Here is a 13,068-nt window from a genome sequence, read left to right on the forward strand (position 1 = left end):
GTCGGGCGGGGCGGGGTGCGGACACGGGCTTGCTCGCTTCTGACTCCCTCGGGTCTGACTTACCGGGGTTCAACGCGTGTTCGACCCGTCGGTCACTGCCGACGTTCCCTCGGGTGGACCTCCGGGCACCACCCGGCGCGCACTCCGGCCGTACGGCGCCCCGGCCGGGCGGCGTGAACCGGCTGTACGTGGCAGCAACCATTGCGTTACGGGCGGGGGGTCGTGCATGCTCCCTGGAACCCCGCGGAGCCGGTGCGCGGAGGAGGCGTGCGGCCGTACCCTTGGGGGTATGGGGTTGGGAAGATGATTCCCGGACACAGCTCCGCCGCACACTGACGTCCCATCCACGTCGTCCCACCCACGAGGATCCAAACGCCGAGACACCCATGGCCGGTCACGAATTCTTCGACTCCGCGGACCGCAAGCGACGTCCCGTCGCCGATCACACGGCGGCCGACCCCCTCGCGGCGGAAGAGGCACGCCCCAGCTGCGATCCCGCCTTCAAGCACGGCGTCGTCGTCGGCTTCGACGGTTCGACGTCCAGTGAGCGCGCCCTCGCCTACGCCATAGGCATGGCCCGCCGCTCCGGCTCGGGCCTGATCATCGTCCACGTCGCCAACCGGCTGCCCACGACCGTGTGGGCCGGCTGCGAGCCGCCGGTCTTCGTCGACGTACCGGATCACCGCACCGAGGTGCTCGGGCTGGAGCTCGCCTGCGCCGACTATCTCGCCGAGGTTCCGTGGATCCTCGTCGAGCGCGGCGGTGACATCTGCCACGAACTCGAAGAGGTGGGGCGGGAGTACGAGGCCGACGCGATCGTCGTCGGGTCCACGCACGGCCTCGTCGGGCGGATCTTCGGCTCCGTCGCCGGACGCCTCGCGAAGCGGGCGCAGCGGCCCGTCATCGTCATCCCGTAGAACGCGCCGCCCCGTGGACCATGCCGCCCCGGAGACCCGCTGTCCCGTGGTCCGCCGTCCCGTTGCGCCTCGTCCCGTGGTCCCTCGTCACTCCGCTCCCTTCCCGTCCCTTCCTTCGCACTCCCTCCTTTCCGTAACTCCCGGTCCCCGCAGGTGGGATGGGTTGAGGTCCGTGCGGGTCCCCTGTGTACCGGCGTGTGAACCTACTGGCGCGTAGAGGTGTTTGTGCCCTTGTGAAGGGCATAACCCGATCGCCGCACCACTGCACACGCACGAAGGGAGCCCCGCCGTGGACAACGACGTCTCCGCGGGAAGCAACACCACGACTCTCGGCCAACTCGCTCTCGGACTGACCCTGTTGGCGTTCGGTCTCGGGCACACCCGGATGATCGACGGCCTGACCGAGGCCGACGCCGGCCCACTCGCCGCCCATGTCGGCGGCGTCGCGCTCTTCGTCGCCGGTCTCCTCGCCTTCCGCGACCGCGACGGATTCACGGGCACGGCCTACGCCGGGCTCGGCGCCCTCTGGTTCACCTGGTCCGTGGGCGACCTCGGGTCCGCCGACGCGACGGGGCTGTTCCTGCTCCTGTTCGCCCTCGTCGCGCTGAGCCTGACGGTCGGGGCGTCCGGCGCCGCGACGCTCACGCGGGCGACGTACGGGCTGCTGTGCGCGGCCATGCTGCTGCTGGCCGTCGCGTCCTTCGGTGACAGCGGCGGGCTCGCGAAGGCGGGCGGATGGGTCGCCGCCGTGGGCGGGCTGGTGGCCTGGTACGCGGCCACCGCGGCGTTGGCCCACTGGCCCACGACGTTTCCCAGGCGGGCTGCCGGACGGGGTGTGACGGCCACGGGTTGACGGCAGCCGGTGTCGGGGAGTTGGGCGACCCCGGCGACATGAGCGGACCCCCACGGGTGAGGTGTCACCACGTGGGGGTCCGTTCGGTCGGTGCGCGGGAGGTCAGGGGCTCCTCGGAGCGGCCCCGACTACTCCACCGTCACCGACTTCGCCAGGTTGCGCGGCTTGTCGATGTCCCGGCCGAGGGCCAGCGCCGTGTGGTAGGCGAGGAGTTGGAGGGGGATGCCCATGAGGATCGGGTCGAGCTCGTCCTCGTTCTTGGGGACGAGGATCGTCTGGTCGGCCTTCTCCTGCTCCTGGTGGGCGACGGCGAGGATCTTGCCGCTGCGGGCCTTGATCTCCTCCAGGGCGGCGCGGTTCTTCTCCAGCAGGTCGTCGTCGGGGACGATCGCGACCGTGGGGAGGGCCGGCTCGATCAGGGCCAGCGGGCCGTGCTTCAGCTCGGAGGCGGGGTAGGCCTCGGCGTGGATGTAGGAGACCTCCTTGAGCTTGAGGGAGGCCTCACGGGCGACCGGGTAGCCGCGGACCCGGCCGATGAAGAGCATCGAGCGGGCCTCGGCGTACTCCAGGGCCAGCTTCTTGATCTCCTCCTCCTGCTCCAGCATCTCGGCGATCTGGCCGGGCAGCTTGCGCAGGCCCTCGATGATCCGCTTGCCGTCGCGGACCGAGAGGTCACGGGTGCGGCCCAGGTGCAGGGCGAGGAGCGCGAAGGCCACCGTCGTGTTGGTGAAGCACTTGGTGGAGACCACGCAGACCTCGGGGCCCGCGTGGACGTAGATGCCGCCGTCGGCTTCGCGGGCGATCGCCGAGCCGACGACGTTCACCACACCGAGGACGCGGGCGCCCTTGCGCTTCAGCTCCTGGACGGCCGCCAGCACGTCGTAGGTCTCACCGGACTGGGAGACGGCGACGTAGAGGGTGTCGGGGTCCACGACCGCGTTGCGGTAGCGGAACTCGGAGGCCGGCTCGGCGTCGGCGGGGATACGGGCCAGCTCCTCGATCATCTGGGCGCCGATCATGCCCGCGTGGTACGAGGTGCCGCAGCCGAGGATCTTCACCCGGCGGATCTGGCGCGCCTCGCGGGCGTCCAGGTTGAGGCCGCCGAGGTGCACGGTGGAGAACCGGTCGTCGATGCGGCCGCGCAGCACACGGTCCACGGCGTCGGCCTGCTCGTGGATCTCCTTGTGCATGTACGTGTCGTGGCCGCCCATGTCGTACGAGGCCGCCTCCCACTCCACGGTGGTGGGCTCCGCGGTGGTGCGGGTGCCCTCCGTGGTGTAGGTGCGGAAGTCGTCGGCCTTGAGGGTGGCCATCTCGCCGTCGTCGAGGGTCACTATCTGCCGGGTGTGGGCGACCAGCGCGGCGATGTCCGAGGCGACGAACATCTCCTTCTCGCCGATGCCGAGGACGACCGGGGAGCCGTTGCGGGCGACGACGATACGGTCGTTGAAGTCGGCGTGCATCACGGCGATGCCGTAGGTGCCCTCGACGATGCGGACCGCCTGGCGGACCTTCTCCTCCAGGGTGGTGGCCTGGGAGCGGGCGATGAGGTGGGTGAGCACCTCGGTGTCCGTCTCGGAGAGGAACTCGACGCCGTCCGCCTCCAGCTTCTTCCGCAGGTCGGAGGCGTTGTCGATGATGCCGTTGTGGACGACGGCGACCTTGTTGTCGGCCGACATGTGCGGGTGGGCGTTCACATCGGACGGGGCGCCGTGGGTGGCCCAGCGGGTGTGGGCGATACCGGTGGTGCCCTTGAAGCGCGCGGGGACCTTGGCCTCCAGGTCGCGGACCCGGCCCTTGGCCTTGACCATCTTCAGGCCGGCCGTCTTGGGCGAGGTGACCACTATGCCCGCCGAGTCGTAGCCCCGGTACTCCAGGCGCTGCAGGCCCTCCAGGAGCAGCGGCGCGACATCACGCTTGCCGATGTAGCCGACAATTCCGCACATATATGGGTATCCCGTTTCTCGGTCGGTGTGGACCGGGTCCGTGGCCTTCCCGTCAGCCGTAGACGATGCGGCGCAGCTGCCTGAGCGTGAGCTCCGGCGGCGCGACCGCCCGGTATTTCAGGTCCGCCTCGATCCTTTCGAAGATCGCCGCGTTCACCAGGCCCTGGGCCTGGAGCTCGCGGTGGCGGCGACGGACGTAGTCCTCCGTCGTCTCGTCGAAGTACGCGAGCACGTCCTGGATCACCCGCAGTGCCTCGCCCCGGCTCAGGGGCGTGGACCGCGTCAGATGATCGACAAGTTCGTCGTGCACCCGGTAGATCCTGGGGTACGGGCGTGCGTTTCGCAAGAATCCTGCCCGATTTCGGGCAGACTCCTGCGGTGGAATCTTGGGGGAACATCGACTTCATCGTGGTCTTCTTCCACCACTGCGCCTACTGCACCTCCACCGCCCACGCCTCGGAGGGCGGCGTACGCCAGGAGTGGGTGCCGCTGTTCGAGAAGTACACGGTCGACCTGGTCATCAACGGCCACAACCACCAGTACGAGCGCACCGACGTGATCAAGGCGGGCAAGGTCGCCAGGAAACTGCCGATCGGCGGCACGGCCTACCCGGAGAGCGACGGCGTGGTCTATGTCACGGCGGGCGCGGCCGGCCGCAGCCTCTACGCGTTCAGCGCCCCGCAGTCCTACGAGGGCCACGAGAACGAGGTCGAGTCGGTGGCGTCCTTCATCAACACCAAGGACGGCAAGCAGAACGAGACCGTCGCCTGGTCGCGGGTGCGCTACCTCGACTACTCGTTCCTCCGGGTGGACGTGAAGCCCGCGCCGAAGGGACGGCACACTACGCTGACCGTGCGCGGCATCGCCGAGACCGGCGAGCAGGTCGACCACTTCACGGTGGCGCGCAGGGCCAAATAACGCCTCAGGGGCGCCGGGCGGTCCCCGGGCGTGTCACATGCGCTTGAGGACCGCCTGCTTGGCCAGCGTGAACTCCTCGTCCGTGAGGACACCCGACCTGTGCAGCTCGCCCAGTTCGCGCAGGCGGCGCAGCAGGGCGTCGTGGTCGTCCCCGCCGCCGGCGGGCGCGGGCTGCTTCGGCGCGGTGTCGCCGGCGCTCGACGGATGCGGCAGCCTGGCCTGTACGGCCGCCGCGACCAGCGCCATCAGCGGGTCCTTCTTGAAGCCCCACAACTCCACGGAGTTGGGGTCGTACTTGGCCGGCGCCTTGGTCGGCGCGTTCCGCACGGTGAAGCGCAGACAGCCGTTCTCCAGGCCCACCGAGGGCTGCCACTCCACGGCCGCGATGTCGGCCAGTGCCAGCGTCCGGGGTCCGGCCGCCGCCTTCGCGTCCTCCGTCTTCCAGTTCCACTCCAGGTGTACGTGCTCGCCGTCGAAGCTCGCCGTGCCGTCCCCGGCGGAGACGGAGAGCGGGACGACCGGGCCCGGCAGCAGATACGCGCCCACCGCGTCGGCGGGCACATGGTCCAGCAGCAGCGCGTTGCGTATCTCGTCCACGACGTACTCGGCGACCCCGTACCGCTCGGCGTCGACGCTCAGCTGGTACGGGTCGTTGCCGTCGGTGAGCCGCCCGCCCGTCACCTGGAGCAGCGGGTCGGCGCCGTCGCGCAGCCGCAGGCGCAACCGCCCCGACCTCCTGCCCTGCTCGAACGAGATCCCCGCCAACGCGCCCAGGGGGACGGAGAGTTCACCGAGTGTCTTGCGGAGGAGACTCACGCTCTTGTCGCGGCCCGGCGTGAGCCGCAGGGTGTCACCGTCGAAGGTCCACGACCCGTCCCGCTGCAGGATTTCCGCCATGCGGGGATTCTTTCACCGGCCGTGCACCGAGATGGTCTAGACCTGGCGGCGCATTGCGGGGATGGTGGTGTCGTCCGTTCGGTTGTGGGAGGGAGCACGTTGTGAGACCGCGCCACAGATCGACTCGCCTTCTCGGTGCGCTGCTGCTCGTGGTGTCCGGGATCTTCGCCGTGGGAGCCGCGCCCGTGTCCGAGAACGCCGAAGTCACCACGGTCCCCCTCGGGCAGGTGATCCCGGCCCCCGCCCGGGTCGAGGCCGGGGGTACGCCGTACCGGCTGACGAGCGGCGCGCGCGTCGTCGTGGACGGTGGCCCCGAGGCGCGCCGGGTGGGGGAGTACCTGGCGGGCGTCCTGCGGCCGTCGACCGGCTACCGGCTGCCCGTGACGGACCGGGCGAGGGGCGAAGGCGGCGATGTCCGGCTGCGGTTGGCCGCGCACGAGCCGGCGCTCGGGCAGGAGGGGTACCGGCTGCGCAGCGCCCGCTCCGGCGTCACGATCACCGCCCGCACGGCCGCCGGCCTCTTCCACGGGGTACAGACCCTGCGCCAACTGCTGCCGTCGGCGGTCGAGAAGGACTCCGTGCAGCCGGGACCCTGGACGGTCGCCGGCGGCACCGTCGAGGACGTCCCGCGCTACGGCTGGCGCGGGGCCATGCTCGACGTGTCCCGGCACTTCTTCACCGTCGACCAGGTCAAGCGGTACGTCGACCAGTTGGCGCTCTACAAGTTCAACAAGCTGCATCTGCACCTCTCCGACGACCAGGGCTGGCGCATCGCCGTCGACTCCTGGCCGCGGCTCGCCGCCCACGGCGGCTCCACCCAGGTCGGCGGCGGCCCCGGCGGGTTCTACACGAAGGCCGACTACCGGGAGATCGTCCGGTACGCGGCCTCCCGCCACCTGGAGGTCGTCCCCGAGATCGACATGCCCGGCCACACCAACGCGGCCCTCGCCTCCTACGCCGAGCTGAACTGCGACGGCGTCGCGCCCCCGCTCTACACCGGCACCGACGTCGGCTTCAGCTCGCTGTGCGTCGACAAGGACGTGACGTACGACTTCGTGGACGACGTCGTGCGGGAGCTGGCCGCGCTCACCCCCGGCCGCTATCTCCACATCGGCGGCGACGAGGCGCACTCCACCAGCCATGCGGACTACGCGACGTTCATGGACCGGGTGCAGCCGGTCGTCGCCCGGTACGGCAAGACCGTCGTCGGCTGGCACCAGCTCACCGGCGCGACCCCGGCACGGGGCGCCCTCGCCCAGTACTGGGGCCTCGATGGCACCAAGCCGGAGGAGAAGGAGCGGGTCGCGGCCGCCGCCCGCAACGGCACGGGGATCGTCCTCTCACCGGCCGACCGGATCTACCTCGACATGAAGTACGACAGGGACACGCGGCTGGGGCTCGACTGGGCGGGGTACGTGGAGGTGCGGCGGTCCTACGACTGGGATCCGGGCGCCTATCTGGCGGGGGCGGGGGTGCCGGAGTCCGCAGTGCGGGGGGTCGAGGCGCCGCTGTGGACGGAGACGATCGTGACGCCGGCCGACATGGATCACATGGTGTTCCCGAGGCTGCCGGGTGTGGCCGAGCTGGGCTGGTCGCCGGCGGGTGCGCTGGGATGGGAGGGGTATCGCGTGCGGCTCGCTGCCCAGGGGCCGCGGTGGGAGGCGCTCGGGATCGGGTATCACCGGTCGCCGCAGGTGGACTGGCCCGCGCGGTAGGGGGCGGGGGTCCGGGTCTCGTCGGCGGGTGCGGGCTTGGGCCTGCGGCCCGGCCTTCCTCGCGTGTGGCCGTTGAAAAGCACGGGGCGCTTCCCCGGTCGCTTTCAGGGGCGCGGGGAACTGCGCGACCAGCCCCCACTCAGCCGCACCCGCAATTCATCGGCCTCACGCGACGGGCACCTCGGAGGACCGTACTCCGAGGTGCCCGTCTGCTCTTGGGGGCTTGCCGGGGGCTACAGGTTCGCTATCGGGTTCTTCAGGTCGCCGACCAGTTGGAGCGCGCCCGCCGGGTCCGACAGGTCGACCATCTGGCGGTTGTCGCGCAGTTGGAGCCGGTTGAGGCAGGACAGCGCGAACTCGGGGGCGAACAAGTCGTACTGGGCGAACTTGTCGGCGAGTTCCGGCAGCGCCCGCTGGTGGTCGCGGACCGTCTCGGCGACCGTCCGCCAGAAGTCCTCCTCCTCCAACACGTTCTCCTCGGCCAGCTGGGCGGCGAGGAAGCGGAAGAAGCAGTCGAAGACGTCCGTGAAGATCGACAGGAGTTTCTTGTCGTCGGGGACGTCCACGCGCAGCCGCTCGACCGTCGGCGGGAGCACCGCCTGCGGGTCCATGACCGCGATCTCCTCGGCGATGTCCTTGTAGATCGCCCGCTCGACCACGCCGTCCTTCAGAACCAGGATGACGTTCTCGCCGTGCGGCATGAACACCAGGTCGTAGGCGTAGAAGCTGTGCAGGAGCGGGGTGAGGTACGCCTCCAGGTAGCGGCGCAGCCACTCCGTCGGGGTCAGGCCCGAGCGTTCGACGAGGGCCGCGGCGAAGCCGTTGCCCTCGTGGTCGACGTGGAGCAGGGAGGCCATCGTCGCCAGGGACTCGCCCTCCTGGAGCCCGGACACGGGGCTCTCCCGCCACAGCGCGGCCAGCATCTTGCGGTACGGGGAGTACCGGTCGGTGGCGGCCTCGTACTCCAGGTGCCGGTAGCCGACGGCGGCGCGCTCGCGGATGATCGACAGGCCCGTCGACTTCAGCACCGGGTCGTTCTCGATCAGCCCGGCCAGCCAGTCGTTGATCGCCGGGGTCGCCTCCATGTACGCCGCGGACAGGCCGCGCATGAAGCCCATGTTGAGGACGGACAGGGCCGTCTTGACGTAGTGCTTCCCGGGGCTGGAGCTGTTGAAGAAGGTCCGGATGGACTGCTGGGCCAGATACTCGTCGTCGCCCTCGCCGAGCAGCACGAGGTGCCGCTGGGCGACCTCGGCGGCGAAGGTGACGGAGAGCTTGTTCCACCACTGCCAGGGGTGGACCGGGATGAACAGGTAGTCGGCCGGATCGAGTTCCAGGTCGGTGAGGACGGAGGTGAAGCGGGTGACGGTCTCCGCGCCCAGCTCGTCCCGCAGGAACGCCTCGTACTCGATGCCGACGCCCGCCGTGAACGCCGCCCGGGAGCGGTGCGCGGCCAGCCAGACCAGGCGGACCGGGCTCGCCGTCTCGGGGGCGTACGCCAGGTACTCGTGGACGCCGAAGCCGAGGCGGCCGTTGTTGGCGACGAAGCAGGGGTGGCCCTCGGTCATCCCCGTCTCGATGGCCTGGAAGCCGGCGTCCACCAGCTCGGTGACCGGGATCTGCGGTTTGGTCAGCTTGTAGCAGGTGCCGGAGAGGGTGGAGGAGATCTCCTCCAGGTAGACGGGGAGGATCTCGTCGCTGAGCCCCAGGGACCCCTTCAGTTCGATGAAGAAGTCCAGGGCGGCGAGGGGGAGGTCGACGCCGTCCCGGTGACGGGTGATCGAGTCGGCGTCGACCTGCCAGTGGTCGAGGGCGTAGCGCCGCGCGGTGAACCCGTAGCGGGTCTGACCGTCGTCGCCGCGGACCTCGAAGCGGCCGTCGGCGGTGGCCTCCGGCGTGATGAGCCGCTCATGGGCGAACTCGGCGAGGGCTTTGCGGATGAGCAGGCGGTTGGCCCGTGCCCAGCGGTGGGGGGACAGGTGCGCCACGGCATCGGACAGGGTCATACGGGGACTCCTCGGGCGGCGAGGCCGCGCTTCTCGAAGAACTGCTCTCGCGTACAGAAACTCAGTAGTGCGCGCTTCTCCGGCTTGTCGATCTCACGGTCGGGGACGAAACCGACGAACGCGTTGAGCGCGTGCACCGCCGTGTTGGACACGTCCGGCTCGACGACGACACGGCGGGTGGCCGGGTCCTCGAAGAGGTGCGCCATCACGGCGGTGATCACGGACCGGGTGAATCCGTGCACGGGGGTGTCCGTCGGCGGCACCAGGAAGTGCATGCCGACGTCGCCGGGCTCCGGCTCGTACAGGCCCACCAGCTCGCGGTGGGCCGGATCGTACTTCTCCATGAGGAACGCGGGCTCGCCGTCGCGCAGGCCCAGCAGGGCGTGGTGGTGCGGGTCGGCCGCGATCTCCCAGTAGGTGCGCTCGACGTCCGCCGGCCGGGCGTCCTGCATCATCCAGTACGCGGCCTTCGGGTGCGTGACCCAGCCGTGCAGCAGCTCGGCGTCCTTCAGCGGGTCCAGGGGGCGGAAGGCGAAGGTCATACGGCGAACTCCTGGAAGGCGATGGTCTTCTCGACCGGGTAGTACTCGGTGCCCAGCAGCTCGCGGATGATGGACGCGTTGCGGTAGGCGCCCATGCCCAGGTCGGGCGAGGTGACGCTGTGGGTGTGGACGCCCGCGTTCTGCAGGAAGATCCCGCGGCCGGTGGTGTCGACGGCGTAGTTGCGGGCCACGTCGAAGCGGCCGTGGCCGTCGAAGACGAGCCGGTCGCGGATCGGGGCGAGGAACGCCGGCGGCCGGTAGTGGTAGCCGGTGGCGAGGACCAGGCCCTCGGTCTCGATCTCGAAGTCCTTGCCCTGCTCGTCCTGGCGGAAGCCGAGCGTGTACCGCCCGTCCTGGTAGGCGGCGCTGTTCAGGGACGAGTTGGTGAGCAGCCGGGTCGGGACCGGGCGGCCGCCGGCGGTCACGTTCTTCTGGTAGAGCAGGTCGAAGATGGAGTCGATCAGCTCCGAGTTGATGCCCTTGAACAGGCCCTTCTGCTGCTTCTCCAGCCGGTAGCGGGTCTCCTCGGGCAGCGCGCGGAAGTAGTCGATGTAGTCCGGGGACGTCATCTCCAGCGTCAGCTTGGTGTACTCCAGCGGGAAGAAGCGCGGGGAGCGGGTGACCCAGTTGAGCTGGTAGCCGTGGACGTCGATCTCGGACAGCAGCTCGTGGTAGATCTCCGCGGCGCTCTGGCCGCTGCCGACGATCGTGATCGACTTCTTCTTCAGCAGCTCCGTCTTGCGGTGCGTGTACCGCGCGTTGTGGAAGAAGTCGCCGCCCAGCCCCTCGCACGCCTCGGGGAGGTAGGGGACGGTGCCGGTGCCGAGGACCAGCCTGCGGGCGTGCAGGACGTCGCCGCCGGCCGTCCGTACGGCGTACACGTCGTCCTCGTACGTCACCTCGGTGACCGTCGTGCCGAAGCGGACGTTGCTCAGCCGGTTCGCGGCCCAGCGGCAGTAGTCGTCGTACTCGACGCGCAGGGGGTAGAAGTTCTCGCGGATGTAGAACGAGTACAGCCGGCCGGAGTCCTTCAGGTAGTTGAGGAAGGAGTACGGCGACGTCGGGTCGGCGAGGGTGACCAGGTCCGACATGAACGGGGTCTGCAGGTGGGCGCCGTCGAGGAACATCCCCGAGTGCCACTCGAAGTGCGGCTTCGCGTCCAGGAAGATCCCGTCGAGTTCGGCGATGGGCTCGGTGAGGCAGGCCAGGCCGAGGTTGAAGGGTCCCAGTCCGATGCCGATGAAGTCGTGGACGTGCACGGCGGATTCAGGAAGCGACGCGGTCAAGGGATTCTCCCAGGTACTGCTCGGCGTGGCCGGCGATCAGATCGAGCACGGCGGCGATGTCGTCGACCGTGGTCTCGGGGTTGAGCAGGGTGAACTTCAGGTAGTGGCGGCCGCCCACCTTGGTGCCCGCCACCACGGCGTCGCCGGAGGCGAACAGGGCCTTGCGGGCGTACAGGTTGGCGCGGTCGATCTCGGCCGGGTCGGTGACGGTCTCGGGGATGTAGCGGTAGACCAGCGTGGACAGCCGGGGCTCCACGACCACGTCGTAGCGCGGGTCGGCGGCGAGCAGCCGCCAGCCCTCCTCCGCCAGGTCGCAGACCTCGTCGAAGAGTCGCCCGACGCCGTCGGCGCCCATCGTGCGCAGGGTCATCCACAGCTTCAGCGCGTCGAAGCGGCGCGTGGTCTGGAGGGACTTGTCGACCTGGTTGGGGATGCGCTCGGTGACCATACGGCGCGGGTTGAGGTACTCCGCGTGGTACGTGGCGTGGCGCAGGGTCGCCCCGTCCCGGACCAGGACGGCGGACGAACTCACCGGCTGGAAGAAGGACTTGTGGTAGTCGACGGTGACCGAGTCGGCCCGCTCGATCCCGTCGAGCAGGGCGCGCCGCTTGCGGGAGACGAGCAGTCCGCAGCCGTAGGCGGCGTCGACGTGCATCCACGCCCCGTACTGGGCGCACAGCTCGGCTATCTCGGGCAGCGGGTCTATGGACCCGAAGTCGGTGGTGCCGGCGGTGGCGACGACGGCCATGGGGACGAGGCCCTCGGCCTTGCAGCGCTCCAGCTCACGGGCGAGCGCCATGGTCTGCATCCGCTTGTCGGCGTCGACCGGGACGGAGACGACCGCGTCCTGTCCGAGGCCCAGCAGCTTCGCGGACTTCTTCACACTGAAGTGGCTGACCTCGGAGGCGAAGATCCGCAGTCGGGTGTTGTCGGCCGGCCCCTGCCACCCGCCGGGCCCCGGCTTCGCCTCCTCCCGGGCGAGGAACAGGGCCTGGAGGTTGGACTGCGAGCCGCCGGAGGTGAACACGCCGTCGGCGGCGGGGCCGAAGCCGACGCGCTCGTTGGTCCAGTCGATGAGCTTCCGCTCGATCAGCGTGCCGCCCGCGGACTGGTCCCAGGTGTCCAGCGAGGAGTTGACGGCGGACAGGACGGCCTCGCCGAGCACGGCCGGGATGACGACCGGGCAGTTGAGGTGGGCGAGGTAGCGGGGGTGGTGGAAGTAGATCGCGTCCCGGAGGTAGACGTCCTCGAGTTCGTCGAGGACGGCGGCCGTGTCGTGCAGCGGCTTGTCGAGGTCGATCTGCTCGATGGCGGGAGCGAGGGCGTCGACGCCGACACCGGTGAACGGTCGGTCGGTGGTGGCGAGTTTGGCCGCCACCCGCTCCACGCCTTCGGTCACGGTGCGGCGGTACCGCTCCGCGGTCGTGTCATTGAGCAGGTGCGAGCGCATGGGGAGGTCCTCCGAGCGGGGGCGGTCCGGGTGGGACGGTGAGGCGGGAGTGGGGGCCGATGGGCGAGGAGAAGGGGCGCATCACCGGTTCAGTTTAGGGAAGCCTAACCTAACTAAGTTGAGTGAGGTCATGCCTCGTTCGTGACCGTCATCACTTCAGTCACTCCTGGGCGGCGGGCAGTTGGCGCGTCGGGTCTACTCGCCGCGCTCGCGCAGCTGTTCCTCCGTCAGGCCCTCACGCCAGTACCCGACGAAGGTCACGCGCCGCTTGTCGATCCCGCGCTCCCGCACGAGATGCCGGCGCAGCTCCTTGACCCGGCCGGACTCACCGGCGANNCCGGCCGGGCGGCAGCGGGGCGGTACGGACGGCGTCCAGCGTGGACGGCGCGCCCTCGCCGCGCACCAGCCAGGTGATCTCGGCGTCGGCCTCGGTGGACAGGTCCTGGATGTCCCCCGCGTGGTGGACCTCCAACCAGACCCGTGCCGGCATCCCGGCGGGCAGCGACTCCAGGATCGCCGAGGCGGCGGGCAGCGCCGT

At 70.0% G+C, this 13,068-nt stretch carries 11 protein-coding genes and 2 pseudogenes; 4 read left to right on the forward strand and 9 right to left on the reverse strand.

The window, feature by feature from the left end:
* Nucleotides 1-386 precede the first annotated feature (386 nt).
* Nucleotides 387-917: a universal stress protein gene (locus AOK23_RS38150; protein WP_055717059.1), complete on the forward strand. Its 531-nt coding sequence runs from the start codon at nt 387-389 to the stop codon at nt 915-917.
* A gap of 289 nt (nt 918-1,206) precedes the next feature.
* The gene (locus AOK23_RS38155) at nt 1,207-1,770 is read left to right on the forward strand and encodes a GPR1/FUN34/YaaH family transporter (RefSeq protein ID WP_055717060.1); all 564 of its coding nucleotides are present in this window, start codon (nt 1,207-1,209) and stop codon (nt 1,768-1,770) included.
* 128 nt (nt 1,771-1,898) lie between these two features.
* Here AOK23_RS38155 and glmS read toward each other — a convergent pair whose 3' ends face one another.
* Together glmS and AOK23_RS38165 are read right to left on the reverse strand one after the other, a co-directional pair.
* Complete coding sequence (gene glmS, locus AOK23_RS38160) at nt 1,899-3,716, reverse strand: glutamine--fructose-6-phosphate transaminase (isomerizing) (RefSeq protein ID WP_055521644.1); 1,818 nt, start codon at nt 3,714-3,716, stop codon at nt 1,899-1,901.
* 52 nt (nt 3,717-3,768) lie between these two features.
* The gene (locus tag AOK23_RS38165) at nt 3,769-4,026 is read right to left on the reverse strand and encodes a hypothetical protein (RefSeq protein WP_055521645.1); all 258 of its coding nucleotides are present in this window, start codon (nt 4,024-4,026) and stop codon (nt 3,769-3,771) included.
* A gap of 83 nt (nt 4,027-4,109) precedes the next feature.
* Between AOK23_RS38165 and AOK23_RS38170 the strand changes: the two are divergent.
* Nucleotides 4,110-4,634: pseudogene (locus tag AOK23_RS38170) on the forward strand (metallophosphoesterase family protein); the annotation flags it as partial.
* A 33-nt stretch (nt 4,635-4,667) separates the two neighbouring features.
* Here AOK23_RS38170 and AOK23_RS38175 read toward each other — a convergent pair.
* The gene (locus AOK23_RS38175) at nt 4,668-5,531 is read right to left on the reverse strand and encodes a DUF4429 domain-containing protein (RefSeq protein WP_055717061.1); all 864 of its coding nucleotides are present in this window, start codon (nt 5,529-5,531) and stop codon (nt 4,668-4,670) included.
* A 101-nt stretch (nt 5,532-5,632) separates the two neighbouring features.
* Here AOK23_RS38175 and AOK23_RS38180 point away from each other — a divergent pair, with 101 nt between their 5' ends.
* Nucleotides 5,633-7,246 (forward strand): beta-N-acetylhexosaminidase, encoded by a 1,614-nt coding sequence (locus tag AOK23_RS38180; RefSeq protein ID WP_055717062.1) that lies wholly within the window; start codon nt 5,633-5,635, stop codon nt 7,244-7,246.
* A gap of 233 nt (nt 7,247-7,479) precedes the next feature.
* Here the strand turns inward: AOK23_RS38180 and AOK23_RS38185 are convergent, their stop codons facing one another.
* The 6 genes and pseudogenes from AOK23_RS38185 to AOK23_RS50885 all read right to left on the reverse strand — a co-directional run.
* Nucleotides 7,480-9,252 (reverse strand): IucA/IucC family protein, encoded by a 1,773-nt coding sequence (locus AOK23_RS38185; RefSeq protein WP_055717063.1) that lies wholly within the window; start codon nt 9,250-9,252, stop codon nt 7,480-7,482.
* The gene (locus AOK23_RS38190; RefSeq protein ID WP_055717064.1) at nt 9,249-9,794 is read right to left on the reverse strand and encodes a GNAT family N-acetyltransferase; all 546 of its coding nucleotides are present in this window, start codon (nt 9,792-9,794) and stop codon (nt 9,249-9,251) included. Before AOK23_RS38190 ends, AOK23_RS38185 begins: the two co-directional genes overlap by 4 nt.
* Nucleotides 9,791-11,080, reverse strand: coding sequence for a lysine N(6)-hydroxylase/L-ornithine N(5)-oxygenase family protein (locus AOK23_RS38195; protein ID WP_055717065.1), 1,290 nt, complete (start codon nt 11,078-11,080; stop codon nt 9,791-9,793). Before AOK23_RS38195 ends, AOK23_RS38190 begins: the two co-directional genes overlap by 4 nt.
* A complete protein-coding gene (gene desA, locus AOK23_RS38200; protein ID WP_055717066.1) occupies nt 11,061-12,530 on the reverse strand; it encodes a lysine decarboxylase DesA in 1,470 nt (489 codons plus the stop codon). The genes AOK23_RS38195 and desA overlap by 20 nt, the downstream gene beginning before the upstream one ends.
* Nucleotides 12,531-12,725: 195 nt before the next feature.
* The coding region (locus AOK23_RS50880) for an SIP domain-containing protein (RefSeq protein ID WP_240496745.1) at nt 12,726-12,865 on the reverse strand (140 nt) is incomplete at its 5' end.
* Nucleotides 12,866-12,867: 2 nt separating this feature from the next.
* Nucleotides 12,868-13,068: pseudogene (locus AOK23_RS50885) on the reverse strand (siderophore-interacting protein); the annotation flags it as partial.

It is taken from the genome of Streptomyces torulosus, assembly GCF_001419765.1.
In the GTDB taxonomy this organism is placed as follows: Bacteria; Actinomycetota; Actinomycetes; order Streptomycetales; family Streptomycetaceae; genus Streptomyces; species Streptomyces torulosus.

What these genes read in the sequence shown, in the direction of transcription:
- AOK23_RS38150 (WP_055717059.1), top strand. Translation starts at nt 387, where the DNA reads ATGGCCGGTCACGAATTCTTCGACTCCGCGGACCGCAAGCGACGTCCC.
- glmS (WP_055521644.1), bottom strand. Translation starts at nt 3,716, where the DNA reads ATGTGCGGAATTGTCGGCTACATCGGCAAGCGTGATGTCGCGCCGCTG.
- AOK23_RS38175 (WP_055717061.1), bottom strand. Translation starts at nt 5,531, where the DNA reads ATGGCGGAAATCCTGCAGCGGGACGGGTCGTGGACCTTCGACGGTGAC.
- AOK23_RS38185 (WP_055717063.1), bottom strand. Translation starts at nt 9,252, where the DNA reads ATGACCCTGTCCGATGCCGTGGCGCACCTGTCCCCCCACCGCTGGGCA.
- AOK23_RS38190 (WP_055717064.1), bottom strand. Translation starts at nt 9,794, where the DNA reads ATGACCTTCGCCTTCCGCCCCCTGGACCCGCTGAAGGACGCCGAGCTG.
- desA (WP_055717066.1), bottom strand. Translation starts at nt 12,530, where the DNA reads ATGCGCTCGCACCTGCTCAATGACACGACCGCGGAGCGGTACCGCCGC.